This is a genomic window from Pseudomonas mangiferae (genome assembly GCF_007109405.1).
Classification (GTDB): Bacteria; Pseudomonadota; Gammaproteobacteria; order Pseudomonadales; family Pseudomonadaceae; genus Pseudomonas_T; species Pseudomonas_T mangiferae.
Map to the genome: position 1 here is coordinate 175,072 of NZ_VJOY01000003.1, position 20,973 is coordinate 196,044.

At 67.7% G+C, this 20,973-nt stretch carries 18 protein-coding genes; 5 read left to right on the forward strand and 13 right to left on the reverse strand.

Annotation, left to right across the window (positions count from 1 at the left end):
- Window positions 1-73 precede the first annotated feature (73 nt).
- The 9 genes from ihfB to mtnA all read right to left on the reverse strand — a co-directional run bounded on the left by ihfB (window position 74) and on the right by mtnA (window position 12,718).
- The gene (gene ihfB, locus FM069_RS05140; RefSeq protein WP_143487411.1) at window positions 74-352 is read right to left on the reverse strand and encodes an integration host factor subunit beta; all 279 of its coding nucleotides are present in this window, start codon (window positions 350-352) and stop codon (window positions 74-76) included.
- 157 nt (window positions 353-509) lie between these two features.
- Window positions 510-2,192, reverse strand: coding sequence for a 30S ribosomal protein S1 (gene rpsA / locus FM069_RS05145; RefSeq protein WP_143487214.1), 1,683 nt, complete (start codon window positions 2,190-2,192; stop codon window positions 510-512).
- 114 nt (window positions 2,193-2,306) lie between these two features.
- A complete protein-coding gene (gene cmk / locus FM069_RS05150; RefSeq protein WP_143487215.1) occupies window positions 2,307-2,975 on the reverse strand; it encodes a (d)CMP kinase in 669 nt (222 codons plus the stop codon).
- Window positions 2,975-5,185: a bifunctional prephenate dehydrogenase/3-phosphoshikimate 1-carboxyvinyltransferase gene (locus FM069_RS05155; protein ID WP_143487412.1), complete on the reverse strand. Its 2,211-nt coding sequence runs from the start codon at window positions 5,183-5,185 to the stop codon at window positions 2,975-2,977. The genes cmk and FM069_RS05155 overlap by 1 nt, the downstream gene beginning before the upstream one ends.
- Before the next feature lie 16 nt (window positions 5,186-5,201).
- Window positions 5,202-6,314: a histidinol-phosphate transaminase gene (gene hisC, locus FM069_RS05160; protein ID WP_143487216.1), complete on the reverse strand. Its 1,113-nt coding sequence runs from the start codon at window positions 6,312-6,314 to the stop codon at window positions 5,202-5,204.
- A 78-nt stretch (window positions 6,315-6,392) separates the two neighbouring features.
- Entirely contained in the window at window positions 6,393-7,487 is a 1,095-nt protein-coding gene (pheA, locus tag FM069_RS05165; protein WP_143487217.1) for a prephenate dehydratase, read from the reverse strand.
- Window positions 7,487-8,572 carry a 3-phosphoserine/phosphohydroxythreonine transaminase gene (serC, locus tag FM069_RS05170; protein ID WP_143487218.1) on the reverse strand — a complete coding sequence of 362 codons (1,086 nt, stop codon included), beginning with the start codon at window positions 8,570-8,572 and terminating at the stop codon, window positions 7,487-7,489. Before serC ends, pheA begins: the two co-directional genes overlap by 1 nt.
- A 132-nt stretch (window positions 8,573-8,704) precedes the next feature.
- Window positions 8,705-11,518, reverse strand: coding sequence for a DNA gyrase subunit A (gene gyrA, locus FM069_RS05175; protein ID WP_143487219.1), 2,814 nt, complete (start codon window positions 11,516-11,518; stop codon window positions 8,705-8,707).
- A gap of 123 nt (window positions 11,519-11,641) precedes the next feature.
- Window positions 11,642-12,718, reverse strand: coding sequence for an S-methyl-5-thioribose-1-phosphate isomerase (gene mtnA / locus FM069_RS05180; protein WP_143487220.1), 1,077 nt, complete (start codon window positions 12,716-12,718; stop codon window positions 11,642-11,644).
- Window positions 12,719-12,898: 180 nt separating this feature from the next.
- Here mtnA and FM069_RS05185 point away from each other — a divergent pair, with 180 nt between their 5' ends.
- The 5 genes from FM069_RS05185 to FM069_RS05205 all read left to right on the forward strand — a co-directional run bounded on the left by FM069_RS05185 (window position 12,899) and on the right by FM069_RS05205 (window position 17,653).
- Window positions 12,899-14,218, forward strand: a complete 1,320-nt coding sequence (locus FM069_RS05185; protein WP_143487221.1) for a TRZ/ATZ family hydrolase — start codon at window positions 12,899-12,901, stop codon at window positions 14,216-14,218.
- Between the two features lie 112 nt (window positions 14,219-14,330).
- Window positions 14,331-15,029 carry a bifunctional 2-polyprenyl-6-hydroxyphenol methylase/3-demethylubiquinol 3-O-methyltransferase UbiG gene (ubiG, locus tag FM069_RS05190; RefSeq protein ID WP_143487222.1) on the forward strand — a complete coding sequence of 233 codons (699 nt, stop codon included), beginning with the start codon at window positions 14,331-14,333 and terminating at the stop codon, window positions 15,027-15,029.
- Between the two features lie 2 nt (window positions 15,030-15,031).
- Window positions 15,032-15,703: an N-acetylmuramic acid 6-phosphate phosphatase MupP gene (gene mupP / locus FM069_RS05195; RefSeq protein ID WP_143487413.1), complete on the forward strand. Its 672-nt coding sequence runs from the start codon at window positions 15,032-15,034 to the stop codon at window positions 15,701-15,703.
- A gap of 69 nt (window positions 15,704-15,772) precedes the next feature.
- Window positions 15,773-16,513, forward strand: coding sequence for a YciK family oxidoreductase (locus FM069_RS05200; RefSeq protein WP_143487223.1), 741 nt, complete (start codon window positions 15,773-15,775; stop codon window positions 16,511-16,513).
- Between the two features lie 210 nt (window positions 16,514-16,723).
- Window positions 16,724-17,653, forward strand: coding sequence for a GGDEF domain-containing protein (locus tag FM069_RS05205; protein WP_143487224.1), 930 nt, complete (start codon window positions 16,724-16,726; stop codon window positions 17,651-17,653).
- 99 nt (window positions 17,654-17,752) lie between these two features.
- On the opposite strand, the gene rluB is transcribed toward FM069_RS05205, so the two are convergent.
- The 4 genes from rluB to FM069_RS05225 form a co-directional block, all read right to left on the reverse strand.
- The gene (gene rluB / locus FM069_RS05210) at window positions 17,753-18,976 is read right to left on the reverse strand and encodes a 23S rRNA pseudouridine(2605) synthase RluB (protein WP_143487225.1); all 1,224 of its coding nucleotides are present in this window, start codon (window positions 18,974-18,976) and stop codon (window positions 17,753-17,755) included.
- A 128-nt stretch (window positions 18,977-19,104) separates the two neighbouring features.
- Window positions 19,105-19,287: a DUF1289 domain-containing protein gene (locus FM069_RS05215; protein ID WP_143487226.1), complete on the reverse strand. Its 183-nt coding sequence runs from the start codon at window positions 19,285-19,287 to the stop codon at window positions 19,105-19,107.
- 74 nt (window positions 19,288-19,361) lie between these two features.
- Complete coding sequence (gene scpB / locus FM069_RS05220) at window positions 19,362-20,252, reverse strand: SMC-Scp complex subunit ScpB (RefSeq protein WP_143487227.1); 891 nt, start codon at window positions 20,250-20,252, stop codon at window positions 19,362-19,364.
- Entirely contained in the window at window positions 20,249-20,953 is a 705-nt protein-coding gene (locus FM069_RS05225; protein ID WP_178106676.1) for a segregation and condensation protein A, read from the reverse strand. The genes scpB and FM069_RS05225 overlap by 4 nt, the downstream gene beginning before the upstream one ends.
- Window positions 20,954-20,973: the final 20 nt, after the last annotated feature.

Below are 20,973 nucleotides of genomic sequence, written 5' to 3' on the forward strand. Positions count from 1 at the left end.
GCGGATACTCGCTCGCGCTTGAGACGGAAGCAGAGTAGAGAAGGGAAGAATAAGCGGGATACCGTCCGGGCCGTCAGTCGTTGACCCGATCTCGCAGTTCCTTACCCGGCTTGAAGTGGGGTACGAACTTGCCATCCAGGCAGACCGATTCGCCGGTCTTCGGATTGCGTCCCACCCGGGGTGCCCGGTAGTGAAGGGAAAAGCTGCCGAAGCCGCGGATCTCGATCCGGTCTCCTGTGGAGAGCGCTTGCGACATTTGCTCGAGCATGGTCTTGATGGCCAACTCGACGTCTTTCGATGAAAGCTGGCCCTGCTGAGTGACGATACGTTCGATCAACTCCGACTTGGTCATCATTTTCCCTTCTTTTTCAAGCGGCTAGATGAGCTCCTCGGGAGTTTTAGCATGACCGATACGCTTTGAACAGTCCGTTCGGCGACCGGTAAAACAGAACGAAAACAAAAAGGGCGACCGAAGTCGCCCTTTTTATTACCGCTGGTGAAACAGGGACTTAGCCCTGGTTCTCCATCTGAGCACGGATCAGGTCACCAATGGTGGTCGGACCGGTGTTCTCGGTGTCTTGCTTGTGGCGCAGCTCTTTCATCGCATCCTTCTCGTCTTCGACGTCTTTGGACTTGATGGACAGGCTGATCACGCGGCTCTTGCGGTCGATGCTGATGATCTTCGCTTCGACTTCGTCGCCTTCCTTCAGCACGTTGCGGGCGTCTTCGACGCGGTCGCGGCTGATTTCGGACGCTTTCAGGGTCGCTTCGATATCGTTGCCCAGGTCGATGACGGCACCCTTGGCGTCGACTTCCTTCACGGTACCGCGAACGATGCTGCCCTTCTCGTTGAGCGACGCGTAGTTGGAGAACGGATCGTCTTCCAGCTGCTTGATACCCAGGGAGATACGCTCACGCTCCGGATCGACCGACAGGATGACGGTGTCCAGCTCGTCACCTTTCTTGAAGCGACGCACGGCTTCTTCACCGGCTTCGTTCCAGGAGATGTCGGACAGGTGAACCAGACCGTCGATGCCGCCTTCCAGGCCGATGAAGATACCGAAATCGGTGATCGACTTGATGGTGCCGGAGATGCGGTCGCCCTTGTTGAAGCGGCTGGAGAAGTCTTCCCACGGGTTGGACTTGCACTGCTTGATGCCCAGGGAGATACGACGACGCTCTTCGTCGATGTCCAGAACCTGAACTTCCACTTCGTCGCCGACCTGAACGACCTTGGACGGGTGGATGTTCTTGTTGGTCCAGTCCATCTCGGAGACGTGTACCAGGCCTTCCACGCCCTCTTCCAGCTCGGCGAAGCAGCCGTAGTCGGTGAGGTTGGTGACGCGAGCCATGACGCGGGTGCCTTCCGGGTAGCGCGCCTTGATGGCGACCCACGGATCTTCGCCCAGTTGCTTCAGGCCCAGCGATACGCGGTTGCGCTCGCGGTCGAACTTGAGGACCTTGACGTCGATCTCGTCACCCACGTTGACGATCTCGGACGGATGCTTGATGCGCTTCCAGGCCATGTCGGTGATGTGCAGCAGGCCATCAACGCCACCCAGGTCCACGAACGCGCCGTAGTCGGTGAGGTTCTTGACGATACCTTTGACTTGCTGGCCTTCCTGCAGGGACTCCAGCAGGGCCTCGCGCTCGGCGCTGTTCTCGGCTTCCAGCACGCTGCGACGGGAAACGACAACGTTGTTGCGCTTCTGGTCCAGCTTGATGACCTTGAACTCGAGCTCTTTGCCTTCGAGGTGAGTGGTGTCGCGGACAGGACGCACGTCCACCAGCGAACCCGGCAGGAACGCGCGGATGCCGTTGACGTCGACGGTGAAACCGCCCTTGACCTTGCCGTTGATGACGCCCTTGACCACTTCTTCGGCGTTGAACGCAGCTTCCAGAACCAGCCAGGACTCGGCGCGCTTGGCTTTCTCGCGGGACAGCTTGGTTTCACCGAAGCCATCTTCCACCGCGTCCAGCGCGACGTGGACCTCGTCACCCACCTTGATGGTCAGCTCGCCCTGTTCGTTGTAGAACTGCTCGACCGGGATGACGCCCTCGGATTTCAGGCCAGCATGCACGGTGACCCAGTCACCGTCGATGTCGACCACGACGCCGGTGATGATGGAGCCCGGCTGCATGTCGAGGGACTTCAGGCTTTCTTCAAAAAGTTCTGCAAAGCTTTCGCTCATGTCGATTCCTGTTGATCAAGGACGGCTAATCCGCCCAAACCACACTCCAGTCAATGTGGGTTCGTTCATAGATAAAGAGGCGGCGGGACGGGGACTGGTCTCCCGCGCTTCTTGTCACCCGACCAGGCCGCGTGCGGCGGCCTCGCTGAGGATGCGTTCCAGGACCTGCTCGATGGAGAGTTCCGTGGAATCCAGCTGGATCGCGTCGCTCGCCGGTTTCAGCGGCGCGACGGCGCGTTGCGTGTCGCGCTCGTCGCGCGCACGGATCTCATCCAGCAGACTCGCCAGACTAACACCTTCAACCTTGTCCTTCAACTGCATGTAGCGTCGGCGCGCCCGTTCCTCGGCGCTGGCGGTAAGGTAGATTTTCAGCGGCGCTGTGGGGAATACCACGGTGCCCATGTCCCGGCCGTCGGCCACCAACCCAGGCGCCTCGCGGAACGCCCGCTGGCGGCCCAGCAGGGCCTCGCGCACCGTGGCCAGCACGGCGACCCGGGAGGCGCCAGCGCCCACCTGTTCGTTGCGGATGCTGGCGCCTACATCCTCGCCGTCCAGGACGATGCGCAGCTCGCCCTCGAAGCGCACATCCAGGTTGGCGGCGAGCACGGTCAACGCCGGTGCATCGTCCAGGTCGATGCCACGACCGGTGGCGGCGAAGGCCAGCAGGCGGTACAGCGCCCCGGAGTCCAGCAGGTGCCAGCCCAGGCGGCGCGCCACCAGGCTGGCCAGGGTGCCTTTGCCAGAGCCACTGGGCCCGTCGATGGCGATCACCGGCGCGCCCATCACTTGCCCTCCTCCCGCACGCCCATGCCGGCACGGGCCGCCAGGTCGAGGAAGCCCGGGAAGGAGGTCGCCACGTTGGCGCAATCGTGGATGCGGATGGGTGCCCCTGCCCGCAGCGCGGCGACGCTGAAGGACATGGCGATGCGGTGGTCGCCGTGGCTGTAGACTTCGCCGCCGCCGTAGGCGCCACCCTCGATGACGATGCCATCGGGCGTCGGCTCGGCCTTCACGCCCAGGGCGGCGAGGCCGTCGGCCATCACCTGGATGCGGTCGGACTCCTTAACCCGCAGCTCTTCGGCACCGCGCAGCACGGTGCGGCCCTCGGCGCAGGCGGCGGCGATGAACAGCACCGGGAATTCGTCGATCGCCAGGGGCACCAGGTCCTCGGGGATGTCGATGCCCTTGAGCCGCGCCGCGCGCACGCGAATGTCCGCCACCGGCTCGCCGCCTACCTCGCGCTGATTTTCCAGGGCGATGTCGGCGCCCATCAGCTTGAGGATGTCGATGATGCCGGTCCGGGTCGGGTTGATACCCACATGTTCCAGGAGCAGCTCGGAGCCGTCGGCGATGCTCGCCGCCACCATGAAGAAGGCGGCGGAGGAAATGTCTGCCGGCACCTCGATCTGGGTCGCCACCAGGCGATGGCCCGATTCGATGCAGGCGATGTTGCCGTCCACCGCCACCGGGTAGCCGAAGCCCTGGAGCATGCGTTCGGTGTGGTCGCGGGTGGGCGCCGGCTCCGCGACCGACGTTTCGCCGGCGGCGTAGAGGCCGGCCAGCAGCAGGCAGGACTTCACCTGGGCGCTGGCCATGGGCATCTCGTAGTGCATGCCGGTCAGGCGCTGGCCGCCACGGATGGTCAGGGGCGGACGACCTTCCGCCGCGGTCTCGATCACCGCGCCCATTTCCCGCAGCGGCTTGGCCACCCGGTTCATCGGTCGCTGGGACAGCGAGGCGTCGCCGGTGAGCACCGTGTCGAAGGGCTGCCCGGCCAGCAGGCCCGACAGCAACCGCATGGAGGTCCCGGAGTTGCCCAGGTAGAGCGGCCCCGGCGGCGCCTTCAGGCCTTTCAGGCCGACGCCATGGATGGTCACCCGGCCATGATGCGGGCCCTCGATGACCACGCCCATGTCGCGAAACGCCTGCAGGGTCGCCAGGGCATCCTCGCCCTCGAGGAAGCCTTCCACCTCGGTGGTGCCTTCGGCCAGGGAGCCGAGCATGATCGAGCGGTGGGAAATGGATTTGTCGCCCGGCACGCGCAGGCGTCCGGAGAGGCGGCCGCCCGGTTGGGCCAGGTAGATCAGGTCGTTCGTATGCATGGCGTCCACATAGGCCCGGCGGGCCAGAATTTTGCCGAAGTGCTCACGGGCCACCCGGGCGCGCGTGAAGACGCCCAGCAGGTGATGCCCGTCCCCTGCGTCGACCGCCGCGCGCAAGGCGTCGAGGTCGTCGCGAAACGCATCCAGGTTCTGCAGCACGGCCTCGCGGTTGGCGAGAAAGATGTCGTGCCACATGACCGGATCACTGCCGGCGATCCGCGTGAAATCGCGGAAGCCGCCGGCCGCATAACGGAAGATTTCCAGATTCTCGCTGCGCTTGGCCAGCGAGTCGACCAGCCCGAACGCCAGCAGGTGCGGCAAGTGACTGGTGGCGGCGAGGACCTGATCGTGATGGGTCACGTCCATGTGCTCCACGTCCGCCCCCAGCTCGCGCCACAGGCGATCCACCCGGGACAGCGCCTCGGCGTCGGTTTCCGCCAGGGGGGTGAGGATCACCTTATGCCGACGGAACAGCTCGCCATTGGCGGCCTCCACGCCGCTGCGCTCGGAGCCGGCGATGGGGTGTCCGGGCACGAAGCGCGGCAGGTCGGCGCCGAACGCCTGGCGCGCCGCCGCTACCACGTTGCCCTTGGCGCTGCCGACGTCGGTCAGCACCGCCTGGCCCAGGTCGAGCCGCGCCAGGTCGGCCAGCAGCCGCTCCATGGCAATGATCGGCACCGCCAGCTGGATCACCGCGGCGCCCTGGCAGGCAACGGCGAGATCGCGTTCGCAACGGTCCACCACGCCGTTCTCCACGGCCAGGCGCCGGGACTGCGGATCGAGGTCGACCCCTACCACTTCGCGGAACAGGCCCTTCGCCCGCAACCCCTTGGCGAACGAGCCGCCGATCAGGCCCAGGCCGATCACCACCAGCCGGCCCAGGCCGGGCATGTTGCGCGGCGGCAGCTCAGCCACGGCCCAGCACCTTCGCCAGTGCGGCCAGGCAACGGGCATTCTCGTCTGGCAGGCCGATGGAGATGCGCAGGTGACGCGGCATCCCATAGCCCCCTACCGGGCGCACGATCACGCCTTCGGCCAGGAGCGCCTGGTACACCGGGCCGGCCTCCCGGTCCAGCTCCACGGCGATGAAATTGCCGCGGGAGGGAATCCAGCGCAGGTCGAGGGCCGCGAAACCGGCCTCCAGCTGCGCCATGCCGGCATCGTTGACCTGCCGGCTGCGCGCCAGGTAGTCCTCGTCTTCCAGGGCGGCGCAGGCCGCCGCCAGGGCCAGGCTGTTGACGTTGAACGGCTGGCGCACACGGTTCAGCACATCGGCGATCTCCGCCGAGCAGACGCTATAGCCCACCCGCAGCGCCGCCAGGCCATAGGCCTTGGAAAAAGTGCGGGAAACCAGCAGGTTCGGGTGCTCGGCCAGGTACGACAGGCCGTCGGGCAGGTCATCGCCCTCGGCGTACTCGATGTAGGCCTCGTCCAGCACCACCAGCACCCGCTCGGGCACTTGTCGGAGGAACGCCTGCAGGGCATCCGGGCCGAACCAGGTGCCGGTGGGGTTGTTGGGGTTGGCGATGAACACCACGCGGGTGGCGTCGTCGATGGCAGCGAGCATCGCGTCCAGGTCATGGCCCCAGTCCCGCGCCGGTACCGCGCGGCCCTCGGCGCCCACGGCCTGCACCGCGATGGGATAGACGGCGAAGGCGTACTGGCTGAACACCGCGTTCAGGCCGGGTGCCAGGTAGGCGCGCGCCACCAGGTCGAGGATGTCGTTGGAACCGTTGCCCAGGGTGATCTGATCCGGCGCAGCCTGGCAGCGACGGGCCAGGGCGGCCTTCAGCTCGAACCCGTTGCCGTCCGGGTAGCGGGTCAGCTCGTCCAGTTCCGCGCGGATCGCTTGCAGAGCCCGGGGGCTCGGCCCCAGGGGATTCTCGTTGCTGGCCAGCTTGACGATGTGCGCCGGCTCCAGACCCAGTTCACGGGCCAGCTCGTCCACCGGCTTGCCTGGCACGTAGGGGGATAGTTTCTGTACGCCTGGCACGGCCAGGGCGAGGAAATCGCAACTCATCGGAACGCCTCACGCTAGGCGCCGTGGTTGCCCGCCCGCCCCGTCCGGCGGTGCGCAGCGGGCAGCCCGCGGCCGCCGTTAAAGTACCGCCTTGGGGTAGGAGCCCAGCACCTTGAGCGCCACGGCCTCGCCGTTGATTTTCTCCAGCACGTCCTTGATCAGCGGATCGCGGTGGTGCCCGATGAAATCGATGAAGAACACGTAGGTCCACTTGCCGCTGCGGGACGGCCGGGTCTCGATCCGGGTCAGGTCGATGCCGTTGGTGTGGAACGGTACCAGCAGCTCGTGCAGGGCACCCGGCTTGTTGCGCATGGAAATGATCACCGAGGTCTTGTCGTCGCCGGTGGGCGGCACTTCCTGGCTGCCGATGATGAGGAAGCGCGTGGAGTTGTCCGGGCGGTCCTCAATCTTCTCGTGCAGCTTGCTCAGGCCGTAGAGCCTGGCTGCCATGTCGCCGGCGATGGCCGCGGAATTCCACTCGCTCTTCACCCGCTTGGCAGCGTCGGCGTTGCTGGACACCGCCACCCGCTCGACATTGGGGTAATGGGCGTCCAGCCACTTGCGGCACTGGGCCAGGGACTGGGCGTGGGAATAGATGCGGGTGATGCGGTCGGTCTTGGTGGTCTCGCCCACCAGCAGGTGGTGGTGGATGCGCAGCTCCACTTCGCCGCAGATCACCATGTCGTGCTCGAGGAAGCTGTCCAGGGTGTGATTGATCGCCCCCTCGGTGGAGTTCTCCACCGGCACAACGCCGAAGTTCACCGCGCCGGACGCCACCTCGCGGAACACCTCGTCGATGGCGGCCATGGGCACGGTGATCACCGCGTGGCCGAAATGCTTGACGGTGGCCGCCTGGGAGAAGGTGCCCTCCGGGCCCAGGTAGGCCACCTTGAGGGGCTGCTCCAGGGCCAGGCAGGAGGACATGATCTCGCGGAACAGCCGGGCCATTTCCTCGTTGTCCAGCGGGCCGCGGTTGCGCTCCATGATGTGCTTGAGCACCCAGGCCTCCCGCTCGGGCCGGTAGAACACCGGCTCCTCGCCCTCCGGCAGGGACAGCATCTTCACCCGCGCCACCTCCTTGGCACAGCTGGCGCGCTCGCTGATCAGGTCGAGGATCTTCTCGTCCAGGCTGTCGATGCGCAGGCGCAGCGCCTTGAGTTCCTGGTCGCTCATCAGCCGCGCTCCTTCTCGAACTCCGCCATGTACGCCACCAGGGCCTCGACGGCCTCCAGGCCCACGGCGTTGTAGAGGGACGCGCGCATGCCACCCACCGAGCGATGGCCCTTGAGGTTGAGCAGGCCGCGGGCCTCGGCACCCACCAGGAACGGCTTGTCCAGGCGCTCGTCGGGCAGGCGGAACGGCACGTTCATCCAGGAGCGGTCCGGGGTCGCGATGGGGTTGGCGTAGAAACCGCTGCCATCGATGTAGCCGTACAGCAGCTCCTTCTTGGCGCGGTTGCGCTGTTCCATCGCGGCGACGCCGCCCTGCTCCTTGAGCCACTCGAACACCAGCCCGGAGAGGTACCAGGAGAAGGTGGCCGGGGTGTTGTACATGGAGCCGTTGTCGGCGGCGATCTTGTAGTTGAGCATGGTCGGGCAGGCCGCGCGGGCCTTGCCCAGCAGGTCTTCGCGGACGATCACCACCACCAGCCCGGAGGGGCCGATGTTCTTCTGGGCGCCGGCGTAGATCAGGCCGAACTTCGACACGTCCACCGGCCGCGAGAGGATGTCCGAGGACATGTCGGCCACCAGGGGGACGTCGCCGGCCTGGGGAATCCAGTCGAACTGCACGCCGCCGATGGTCTCGTTGGAGGCGTAGTGGAGGTAGGCGGCCTTGGGGTCCAGGCGCCACTGGTCCTGGGGCGGGATGGCGCGGAACTCGCTGTCCTTGCCGCTGGCCGCCAGGTTCACCTGGCCGTAGCGGCGGGCCTCCTCGACACTTTTCTTCGACCAGATGCCGGTCTCGATATAGTCGGCACTGCCACCCTCGGGCAGCAGGTTCAGCGGGATTTCCGCGAATTGCTGGCTGGCGCCGCCCTGGAGGAACAGCACCTTGTAGTGGGACGGGATGGCCATCAGGTCGCGCAGGTCCTGCTCGGCCTTCTCGGCGATGGCCACGTACTCGTCGCTGCGATGGCTCATCTCCATCACCGACAGACCCTTGCCTTGCCAGTCGAGGAGTTCCGCCTGGGCGCGCTGGAGGACGGCCTCCGGGAGGGCGGCGGGACCGGCGCAGAAGTTAAAGGCGCGTTTGCTCATGGGTTCTCTCTCAACGTTCGCAGGCCGCGCCCCCGGCGCGGCCTCTGCCAATCGCCCGCTCCGGCCGGGAGCGGGCTCCGAGTCCCGCCACCGGGCCGTCCGGGCGCCGACGCGGAACGGTGAGGCGACCCGTCACTCCTCGTCGTCGGTCGGTACCACGTCCGGCGGCACGTCGCCGAGGCCGCCGAGCAGCTCGTCTTCCTCGGGCTCGGTGCTGATCACCGGTAATTCCTTGTCCAGCACTTCGTCGTCCAGCGACGCCTCGATTTCTTCCAGCTCCTCCTCCACGGAAGGCTCCTGGACGCGCTCGAGGCCCACCAGTTTCTCGCCCTTGCCCAGCTTGATCAGGGTCACGCCCTGGGTGTTCCGGCCGAGGAACGACACCTCGGAGACCCGGGTACGCACCAGGGTGCCCTGGTCGGAGATCAGCATGATCTCCTCGCCGTCCTGCACCTGGATCGCGCCGATCAGCTGGCCGTTACGCTCGTTGCTGACCATGGCGATGACGCCCTGGCCGCCACGACCGCGGCGCGGGAACTCGCCGATGGCGGTGCGTTTGCCGTAGCCGTTGATGCTGGCGGTGAGGATCTGCGCCTCGGGCTCGGGGATCAGCATGGAAATGATGCGCTGGCCCTGGGGCAGGCGCATGCCGCGCACACCGCGGGCATTGCGGCCCATGATGCGCACCTTGCTTTCCTTGAAGCGGATCACCTTGCCGCCGTCGGAGAACATCATCACGTCCTGGGCACCGTCGGTGACGGCCGCGGCGATGAGGGTATCGCCCTCCTCCAGCTTCAGAGCGATCAGGCCGACGCTGCGCGGCTTGCTGAACTGCACCAGCGGGGTCTTCTTCACGGTGCCGTTGGCGGTGGCCATGAAGATGTAGGCGCCGGTGGGCTCGTCGGCGCTTCCATCATCGGCCTCCTCGTCCTCCGCCACATCCTCCAGCTCCTCGGGCTCTGCCAGAGTGCCTTCGATGATGTCGTCGCTGTCCTCGCCTTCGGGGGCCTGCTGGCGCACGGCCTCCAGGTCCACCTGCAGCATGGCGGTGATGCGCTCGCCCTCGCTCAGGGGCAGCAGGTTCACCAGGGGCCGCCCGCGGGAGGTGCGGGAGGCCTCGGGAATCTCGTAGGTCTTCAGCCAGTACACCTTGCCCTTGCTGGAAAACAGCAGCAGCGTGGCATGGCTGTTAGCCACCAGCAGGTGCTCGACGTAGTCCTCTTCCTTCACTCCGGTGGCCGCCTTGCCGCGACCGCCACGGCGCTGGGCCTGGTAGGACGCCAGCGGCTGGGACTTGGCGTAGCCGCCGTGGGAAATGGTCACCACGCGGTCTTCTTCGGTGATCAGGTCGGCGATGGTCAGGTCCACGTGGGACGCGACGATCTCGGTACGGCGCGCGTCGCCGAACTCCGCCTTGACCTTCTCCAGCTCCTCGCGGATGACTTCCATCAGCCGCGCCGGGTTGGTGAGGATGCGGATCAGCTCGCCGATCTGGCCGAGGATCTCCTGGTACTCGGCCAGCAGCTTCTCGTGCTCCAGGCCGGTCAGGCGGTGCAGGCGCAGGTCGAGGATCGCCTGGGCCTGTTCCGGCGACAGGTGATACTTGCCGTCGCGCAGGCCGTATTGCGGGTCGAGGTCTTCCGGGCGGCAGGCATCGGCGCCCGCGCGCTCCACCATCTGCTCCACGGCGCTGGATTCCCAGGGCGTGGCGATCAGGCGTTCCTTGGCCTCGGCGGGGCTCGGCGAGGCCTTGATCAGGGCGATCACCGGGTCGATGTTGGACAGGGCCACCGCCTGGCCTTCCAGCACGTGGCCGCGCTCGCGGGCCTTGCGCAGCTCGTACACGGTGCGCCGGGTCACCACCTCGCGGCGGTGGCGGATGAACGCCTCGAGCATGTCCTTGAGGTTGAGGATGCGCGGCTGGCCGTCTACCAGCGCCACCACGTTGATGCCGAACACGCTCTGCAGCTGGGTCTGGGCATAGAGGTTGTTGAGCACCACCTCCGGCACCTCGCCGCGGCGCAGCTCGATCACCACACGCATGCCGTCCTTGTCGGACTCGTCGCGCAGTTCGGTGATGCCTTCGATCTTCTTCTCTTTCACCAGCTCGGCGATCTTCTCGATCAGCCGCGCCTTGTTCAACTGGTAAGGCAGCTCGGTGATCACCAGTTGCTGGCGGCCACCCACCTTGTCGATGTCCTCGATCTCCACCCGCGCACGGATGTAGATGCGGCCGCGACCGGTGCGGTAGGCCTCGATGATGCCGGCGCGACCGTTGATGATGCCGGCGGTGGGAAAGTCCGGGCCGGGGATGTACTTCATCAGGTCATCGACGGTGAGGTCGGCGTCGTCGATCAGCGCCAGGCAGCCATCGATCACCTCGCCCAGGTTGTGGGGCGGGATGTTGGTGGCCATGCCCACGGCGATGCCGCTGGAGCCGTTGACCAGCAGGTTGGGCACCTTGGTGGGCAGGACCGCGGGAATCTGCAGGGAGCCGTCGTAGTTGGGCACCCAGTCGACGGTTTCTTTGTCCAGGTCCGCCAGCAGTTCGTGGGTCAGCTTGAACATGCGCACTTCGGTGTATCGCATGGCCGCGGCGTTGTCGCCGTCCACCGAACCGAAGTTGCCCTGGCCGTTGACCAGCATGTAGCGCAGGGAGAACGGCTGCGCCATACGCACGATGGTGTCGTAGACCGCGGTATCGCCGTGGGGGTGGTATTTACCGATCACGTCGCCGACCACACGGGCCGACTTCAGGTAGGGCTTGTTCCAGTCGTTGCCCAACTCGCTCATCGCATAAAGCACGCGGCGGTGCACCGGCTTCAGGCCGTCGCGGGCATCCGGCAAGGCGCGCCCGACGATCACGCTCATGGCGTAGTCGAGGTAGGACTGCTTCAGCTCGTCTTCGATATTGACCGGGAGGATTTCTTTGGCCAGTTCACCCATGGAAGCCTGGTTCCTTGTTGTCAGCGAGGGCTTGCAGTAAGCGCGGGATGGTAACACAGGGCGGCACGCCGCTGGAGGGTCTGCGACCGCCTCGCACGGCGGTCGCAGAGGCGTCGCGAGAACCTAGTGCAGGCGTTTGCGGCACATCAGTTGGGCCAGCTTGGCGGTATCCGGACGCTCCACCACGCCCTTCTCCGTCACGATGGCGTCGATCAGGTCCGCCGGGGTCACGTCGAACACCGGGTTGACCGCATCCACCGGGGCGGCCACCGGCCGGCCACCCAGCTCCAGCAGCTCGCGGCCGTCGCGTTCCTCGATGGGAATCTCGTCGCCGCTCTCCAGGGCCATGTCGATGGTGGAGCTGGGCGCCACCACCATGAAGCGCACCCCGTGGTGCATGGCGTTGACCGCCAGCTGGTAGGTGCCGATCTTGTTGGCCACGTCACCGTTGGCGGTGATGCGGTCGGCGCCGACGATCACCCAGGTGATGCCGGCGGTCTTCATCAGGTGCGCCGCCGCGGCGTCGGCGCTGAGGCTGACCGGCACGCCCTCGCCCGCCAGCTCCCAGGCGGTGAGGCGCGCGCCCTGTAGCCAGGGCCGCGTCTCGTCGGCATAGACCCGCTCCACCAGCCCATCCAGCCAGGCGGCGCGGATCACCCCCAGCGCGGTGCCGAAGCCACCGGTGGCCAGGGCGCCGGTATTGCAGTGGGTGAGCAGCGCCTGGGGATTGCCCTGGTGGCGGCGGATCAGGTCCACCCCCAGCTGGGCCATGGTCAGGTTCGCCTCGCGGTCGCTGAGGTGGATCGACACCGCCTCGGCCTCCAGGGCCGCGAGGGGGTCCTCGTGGGGCTTGAGACGATCAAGGCGGTCGCGCAGGCGGTTGAGGGCCCAGCACAGGTTGACCGCGGTGGGCCGGGTGTCCGCCAGCAGGCGAAAATCCGCCTCCAGGTCGTTGCGCCAGTCGCCGCCGGCGGCCTGTCGCGCCCGGGCGCCCAGCACCAGCCCATAGGCGGCGCTGATGCCGATGGCCGGCGCGCCACGGACCACCATGGAGCGGATCGCCTCGGCGACGCCGGCGGCGCTGTCGTACGCCAGCCAGCGCTCCTCGAACGGCAGCAGGCGCTGGTCGAGCAGGTGCAGCGTACCGTCCCGCCAGTCGATGGCCCTGACCTTCTCCGCCGCCAGCAGTCGCTCGCGCATCGCACACGTCCTCGCACTCAAAAGCTGCCGAGTATACCCGCAAGCGCGCGGCACAGGCGGCGTGGCGACGCTAGACGCCACCCGGCGACGCAACCCGTCGCGGCGAAGCGGGCCTCGGCTTCTAGCCCATCGCATTCCTCATATACACTTGCCGGTTACCCCTGAACGTGGAACCCCACCATGCCCGACGCCCCCCTCGACCTGATCCTGCTTCCCACCTGGCTGGTCCCGGTCGAACCCGCGGGCGTGGTGCTGCGCGAGCACGCCCTGGGGGTCCGCGACGGCTGCATCGTGCTGCTGGCGCCGCGGGACGTGGCCCTGCGCCAGACCGCCAAGGAGGTCCGCGAGCTGCCGGGCATGCTCCTGGCGCCGGGCCTGGTGAACGCCCACGGCCATGCCGCCATGACGCTGTTCCGCGGGCTGGCCGACGACCTGCCGCTGATGAACTGGCTGCAGCAGCACATCTGGCCGGCGGAATCGAAGTGGGTCGACGAGGCCTTCGTCCGTGACGGCACCGATCTGGCCATCGCCGAGCAGGTGCTGGGCGGCATTACCTGCTTCTCCGACATGTATTTCTTCCCCGAAATCGCCAGCGAACGGGTGCACCGCAGCGGCGTACGCGCGCAGATCACCATCCCGGTGCTGGATTTCCCGGTACCCGGCGCCCGTGACAGTGACGAGGCCCTGCGCAAGGGCCTGGCCCTGTTCGACGACCTCAAGCAGCACCCGCGGATCACCGTGGCGTTCGGCCCTCACGCCCCCTACACGGTCAGCGACGACAAGCTGGAGAACATCCGGGTGTTCGCCGACCAGCTGGACGCCGGTGTCCACATGCATGTCCACGAGACCGCTTCCGAGGTGGCCCGCGGCCTGGAGCTGAACGGCGAGCGGCCCCTGGCGCGCCTCGCCCGCCTGGGGCTGCTGGGGCCGCGTTTCCAGGCGGTGCACATGACCCAGGTGGACGATGCCGACCTGGAGATGCTGGTGGAGAGCAACACCAGCGTGATCCACTGCCCGGAATCCAACCTCAAGCTGGCCAGTGGCTTCTGCCCGGTGGAACGGCTCTGGCAGGCCGGCGTCAATGTCGCGGTGGGCACCGACGGGGCCGCCAGCAACAACGACCTCGACCTGCTGGGCGAGACCCGCACCGCGGCGTTGCTGGCCAAGGCGGTGGCCGGGTCGGCGACCGCACTGGACGCCCACCGGGCGCTGCGCATGGCGACCCTCAACGGCGCCCGGGCCCTGGGCCTGGAGTCGCGGATCGGCAGCCTGGAAGTGGGCAAGGCGGCCGACCTGGTGGCCTTCGACCTGACCGGCCTGGCCCAGCAACCGGTCTACGACCCGGTCTCGCAGCTGATCTACGCCAGCGGGCGCGACTGCGTGAGGCACGTCTGGGTGGCCGGCAAGCCGCTCCTGGAGGACCGCCAGCTGACGCGCCTGGACGGCGACCACATCGCTGCCGAGGCCCGCGCCTGGGGCGAGCGCATCGGCCAGCGCTGATCCGCCGCGTCGCACGCTGCGACAAACTGACAACCGGCGGGCGTCCTCGGGCGCTCGCGAAGCTGGCACCATAGGCCCTTCGCCCCGCCGCCATCGCTTTCAAGGGATACACATGAGCAACGTCGACCACGCCGAAATCGCCAAATTCGAGGCCCTGGCCCACCGCTGGTGGGATCGCGAGAGCGAGTTCAAGCCCCTTCACGACATCAACCCGCTGCGGGTCAACTGGATCGACCAGCGCGTCGGCCTGGCCGGCAAGCGGGTGCTGGACGTGGGCTGCGGCGGCGGCATCCTCAGCGAAGCGATGGCGGTACGCGGCGCCACGGTCATCGGCATCGACATGGGCGAGGCGCCCCTTTCGGTGGCCCGCCTGCACCAGCTGGAAACCGGCGTTCCGGTGGAGTACCGGCAGATCACCGCGGAGGCGATGGCCGCGGAACAGCCCGGCGCCTTCGACGTGGTCACCTGCCTGGAGATGCTGGAGCACGTGCCCGACCCGGCCTCGGTGATCCGCGCCTGCCAGGCCCTGGTCAAGCCCGGCGGCCAGGTGTTCTTCTCCACCCTCAACCGCAACCCCAAGTCCTACCTGCTGGCCATCCTCGGCGCCGAGTACCTGCTGCGCCTGCTGCCCCGCGGCACCCACGACTTCAAGAAATTCATCCGCCCCTCCGAACTGGGCGGCTGGTGCCGGGAGGCCGGCCTGAAGGTGGAAGACATCATCGGCCTGACCTACAACCCCCTGACGCGGCGCTACCGGCTGGAACGCGATGTGGACGTCAACTACATGATCCAGACCCGGCGCGAGGCATGACGATGCGGCTGAAAGCGGTTCTTTTCGACATGGATGGCACGCTGCTGGACAGCGCGCCGGACTTCGTCGCAGTGATCCAGCAGATGCGCGCCGCCCGCGGCCTGGCGCCGGTGGACCCGCAGCGGGTGCGCGACGTAGTGTCCGGCGGCGCCCGGGCGATGGTGATCAACGCCTTCGAGGTGGACCCGTTCGACCCGGCCTTCGAGGTCCTGCGCCTGGAGTTCCTCGAGCGCTACCAGGACCACTGCGCCGAGCTGACCCGCCCCTACGAGGGCATCGAGGCGCTGCTGGACGACATCGAGCACGCCCGCCTGCTGTGGGGCGTGGTGACCAACAAGCCGGTGCGCTACGCCGAACCCATCATGCAGCGCCTGGGCCTCGCCGAGCGCTCCAGGGTGCTCATCTGCCCGGACCACGTGAGCCGCAGCAAGCCCGACCCCGAACCGCTGCTGCTGGCCTGCGAACGCCTCGGGGTGGAACCAGCCAGCGTCCTGTTCATCGGCGACGACCTGCGCGACATCGAGTCCGGCCGTGCCGCCGGCACCCGGACCGTGGCGGTGGGCTATGGCTACATCCACCCCGAGGACAACCCGCGCTCCTGGGGCGCGGATGCGGTGGTGGATCACCCCAGCGAGCTGCGTGCGGTGCTCGACCGGGCGCTGTGCGGCTGCTGACCCCCTCTTCTCGTTCACCCCGGCTGGCCCGCGATCCGGCCCCCGCTTTTCCGTAGGAGCGCTACCTTCATGTTCGACTACACCGCCCGCCCCGACCTGCTCGCCGGCCGGGTGATCCTCGTCACCGGCGCCGGTCGCGGCATCGGCGCCGCTGCCGCCCGCACCTTCGCCGCCCATGGCGCCACCGTGCTGCTGCTGGGCAAGACCGAGGAATACCTCAACGAGGTCTACGATGCCATCGAGGCCGCCGGCCACCCGACGCCCATGGTGATCCCGTTCAACCTGGAGACCGCCCTGCCGCACCAGTACGACGAGCTGGCCGCGCACCTGGAGAACGAGTTCGGCCGCCTGGACGGCGTGCTGCACAACGCCTCGATCCTCGGCCCGCGCACCCCTCTCGAGCAGCTGTCGGGGGAGAACTTCATGCGCGTGATGCACATCAACGTGAACGCCATGTACATGCTCACCAGCACGCTGCTGCCACTGCTCAAGCTGTCCAGCGATGCCTCCGTGGTGTTCACCTCCAGCAGCGTCGGCCGCAAGGGCCGGGCCTACTGGGGCGCCTACGCGGTCTCCAAGTTCGCCACCGAGGGCCTGATGCAGGTGCTCGCCGACGAACTGGACGACGTCGCCCCGGTGCGCGCCAACAGCGTCAACCCCGGCGCCACCCGTACTGGCATGCGCGCCCAGGCCTACCCGGCCGAGAACCCGGCCACCAATCCGCTGCCCGAGGCCATCATGCCGGTGTACCTGTACCTGATGGGGCCGGACAGCGCCGGCGTGAACGGCCAGGCGTTCGACGCCCAGTGACCCGCCACGGGCCGCCTGTCTTCCGACGCGGGCGGGCGGTCGGACCGGCAAAACCTTGCCCGGACCGCCAAGCCACCGGCGCCGACTGGCCGGCCAGCGCATGACGTATTTTCTAACCCCCTGATTCGAAAGCACTATTCAGGTGGCTTCTGGCCTGGCATGGTTTTCGCTCTGCCTCCAGCGTTCCGTTCGCTCAGAGGTCGAGCCCCCATGGTCCCGCCGCATCAAAGCAACACCATCGATTTCGATGCCGCCAAGCTGCGGCGGCTCGGCTTCTCCTCGGCCCAGCAGCCCGGCCCGCTGCGGGCCCTCAGCCTGGCGGACCTGCGGCGCCAGCTCACCCTGCAGCTGCAGACCAGCCTGGAAGCCGACCGCATCCTCACCCTGTTTTTTCAGGAAGTCCGGCGCCTGGTGCCGCTGGACACGCTGGCCTACCGGAACGCCGGCAGCGACCTGCGCCTGGAATTCGGCGTGTCCGCCAGCCACTCCGCCAGCTATCGCCTGAGCCACGAGGGCGAGTACCTGGGGGAGGTGGTGTTCCGCCGTGGCCGGCGTTTCGACGACCAGGAACTGGGCCAGCTGGAATCCCTGATGGCCTGCCTGCTGTTTCCTCTGCGCAACGCCCTGCTCTACCGCGCCGCATTGCGCAGCGCCCTGCGCGACCCGCTGACCGACACCGGCAACCGGATCGCCATGGACCAGGCGTTGCAACGCGAGGCCGACAGGGCCCGGCGCACCCTGGAACCGCTGTCGGTGCTGATGCTGGACATCGACCACTTCAAGTCGATCAACGACCGCTTCGGTCATGGGGTCGGCGACGAGGTGCTGAAGGCCATCGCCACCACCCTCAAGGCCGACCTGCGCAACATCGACCTGGTGTTCCGCTACGGCGGCGAGGAATTCCTGGTGCTGCTGTCCGGAACCGGGCAGGAGGCGGCGGCGATGATCGGCGAACGCCTGCGCCAGGCGGTGGAAGCCCTGCAGCACCTGGTGGAAGGCCAGGCCATCCACCTGTCCATCAGCCTGGGCTGCGCGACCCTGGCCCCCGGCGAGACCGTGGAAAGCCTCCTGCGGCGCGCCGACAATGCGCTGTACAACGCCAAGCGCGAAGGCCGCAACCGGCTGGCGTTCGCTGGCTGACCGCGCTACACCGACGCCCATGAAAAAGGCCGGACGATCGTCCGGCCTTTTTCATGTCACTGCCTGCCGGGAGGGACCCGAGGCTGCCAGCGGTCGCGGCTAGCGCTTGCGCCCGAAGCCGGGACGCTGACCATCACCCGCCGGCGGACGCTTGCTGGCGGTCGGCGTGCGCGGCTTGCGGGCCGGACGCTCGGCCAGCTCTACCGCCGGACGCGCCTGAGGCTTGGCCGGACGCTTCTTGTTGACGTCGCGGGGCCGCTCGGCGACCGGCGTTCCCTTCGACTCGCCACGGGCGGCGGGCGCTCGCACCGGGCGCTGGGCCTTGTCGTCACGGGGCGCGCGGCCTTTCGGTGCCTCGCCGTCCTGGCGACGCGGCGGCCGGGCCGGGCGCGCACCCTCATCGGAGCGGGGCGACCGTGCCGGGCGACTGCCGGCCCCTTCGCTACCCGGTTCGCGGGTGGTGCGGGGCGGGCGTTCGCCACGCCCCACGGGCTTGGCGGACTTGCGCTGCAGGCGGTCGAGCTTCTCCCGCAGCTTGCCCTTCATCTCCGGCAGCGCCACCGGCTTGAGCCCCACCTCGGCGCTGAGGATATCCACCTCGCCCTGGCCCATTTCGCGCCAGCGCCCCATGGTCAGGTCCGACGTGAGGAACACCGGGCCGAAACGCACGCGCTTCAGGCGGCTGACCACCAGACCCTGGGATTCCCACAGGCGACGCACTTCGCGGTTGCGGCCTTCCATCACCACGCAATGGTACCAGTGGTTGAACCCCTCGCCCCCCGGGGCTTCCTGGATGTCGGTGAACTTGGCCGGACCGTCTTCCAGCATCACCCCGGTCTTCAGGTTCTCGATGATTTCCTCGGTCACCTCGCCGCGCACACGCACGGCGTACTCCCGGTCCATCTCGTAGGAGGGGTGCATCAGCCGGTTGGCCAGCTCGCCGTCGGTGGTGAACAGCAACAGCCCGGTGGTGTTGATGTCCAGGCGGCCGATGTTGATCCAGCGCCCCTCGCTGGGACGCGGCAGGCGGTCGAACACGGTGGGCCGACCCTCGGGGTCGTCGCGGGTGCAGATCTCGCCGTCCGGCTTGTTGTAGATCAGGACACGGCGCACCGGGGCGGCTTCTTCCCGACGCAGCAGGCGCCCGTCGACGCTGATGGCGTCGCGGCTGTCGACCCGCTGGCCGAGGCTGGCGACCACGCCGTTGACCATCACCCGGCCGGCGCCGATCCAGGCCTCGATGTCGCGGCGCGAGGCCAGTCCCAGGCGCGCCAGGACTTTCTGCAGCTTTTCCCCGGCGGGGCTGTATTCGGTATCACTCATCAGGGCACCTCCCGGTGTGTCGTCACGTGGCGGCGCCGGACGTCCGGCATCGCGGGCGGCGGAGCGTCGCGGCAGCCGCGCCAAGGGGCGCGCATCATACGCCCATCGGAACCGGTCCGCACCGCCGCTCAGCGTTGCCGGCGCCGGCCGGTGGCCTCCAGCGCCAGCAGGCGCAAAGCGGCCTCGGCCAGCACCGCCCGTTGTTCCGCCTTGTCCAGTTTCTTCCAGGCCTTCACCTCGTCTTTGCGACGACCGCAGCCGACGCAGACGTCCCGCTCGAACTCACAGACCTTGATGCAGGGACTCTTCACACGGCCTCCGACGACGGACGATTCGACCTGGTTCTGTTGTGAGTGCCGCGGCGCGGGTTGATTCGCACCGTGCGTCAGTGAAGGGTCTCGTCCGGCTCGCCTGTAGCTGACGTCTCGACGGCTGATGCATCGGCGCCCGGCGATCCGGCGGCCGGCAATCCGGTGGCCGCCGATGCGGCGCTCGACACCTCAGTCTCCGTCCCGTCGACTGCCGGCACCTCGGTCTCGACCACGGCGTCGGCCAGGTCGTCGAAATCGGTCTTGAGCCCCAGTTCCATGCCGTCCAGCTCGGCCAGCAGGCTGCGGAAGCTGGTTTCTTCCCGCGCCTCGGCGGGTGCCTGGGGCTCGGCCTGCCCCTCGGCATCCGCCCGGGCCTGCAAGTCGGGCGGGACCGGCAGGTCGTCGTCCAGGCCAAGTACCGGTTCGGGCTCCAGTTCGCGCAGGGCAGCCAGCGGCGGCAGGTTCTCCAGGCTCTTCAGGTTGAAGTGGTCGAGGAAGGCCTTGGTGGTGGCGAGCATCGCCGGGCGGCCCGGCACGTCCCGATAGCCCACTACCCGAATCCACTCGCGCTCCTGCAGGGTCTTGACGATCTGGCTGTTCACCGCGACGCCACGGATATCCTCGATCTCGCCACGGGTGATGGGTTGACGGTAGGCGATCAGCGCCAGGGTCTCCAGCAGCGCGCGGGAATAGCGCTGGGGCCGCTCCTCCCAGAGGCGCCCGACCCAGGGCGAGAAACGCTCGCGAATCTGCAGACGGTAGCCCGACGCCACCTCTTTGAGCTCGAAGGCGCGCTTGTCGCAGGACTTGCGCAATACGTCCAGCGCTGCCTTGAACTGCGCCGGGGAAGGCCGCTCGTTCTCCTCGAACAGCTCGCCCAGGCGTTCCAGGGGCATGGGCCGCCCCGCCGCCAGGAGAAACGCCTCCAGCAGCGCGGCCAGTTCCTTCGGCTCGGACAGGTTCATGGCTGTTCGACCCGGGCCCGGACGTGAATGGGCGCGAAGGGTTCGTTCTGCACCAGCTCCACCAGGGACTCCTTGACCAGCTCCAATACCGCCATGAAGGTCACCACCACCCCGAGGCGGCCTTCCTCCGCGGCGAACAGCGCGACGAACGGCACGAAGGCGCCGCCACGCAAACGCTCCAGCACCTGGCTCATGCGCTCCCGGGTCGAGAGCGCCTCGCGGGTGACCTGGTGGCTCTCGAACATGTCGGCCCGCCGCAGCACCTCGGCCATGGATACCAGCAGCTCGTCCAGGCTGACGTCCGGCTGCAGCTTGCGCGCCCGGGCATCCGGTGCGGCGACGCTGGGCACCAGGATGTCCCGGCCGACCCGCGGCAGGCCATCCAGCCCTTCGGCGGCGGCCTTGTAGCGCTCGTATTCCTGCAGGCGACGGATCAGCTCGGCGCGGGGGTCTTCTTCTTCCACCTCCGCCTCGCTGGAGCGCGGCAGGAGCATCCGCGACTTGATTTCGGCGAGCATGGCGGCCATCACCAGGTATTCGGCGGCCAGTTCCAGGCGCACCGACTTCATCAGCTCGACGTAGCCCATGTACTGCCGGGTGATCTCGGCCACCGGGATGTCGAGGATGTCGATGTTCTGCTTGCGGATCAGGTAGAGCAGCAGGTCCAGCGGTCCCTCGAAGGCTTCGAGGAAGACTTCCAGGGCATCCGGCGGGATGTACA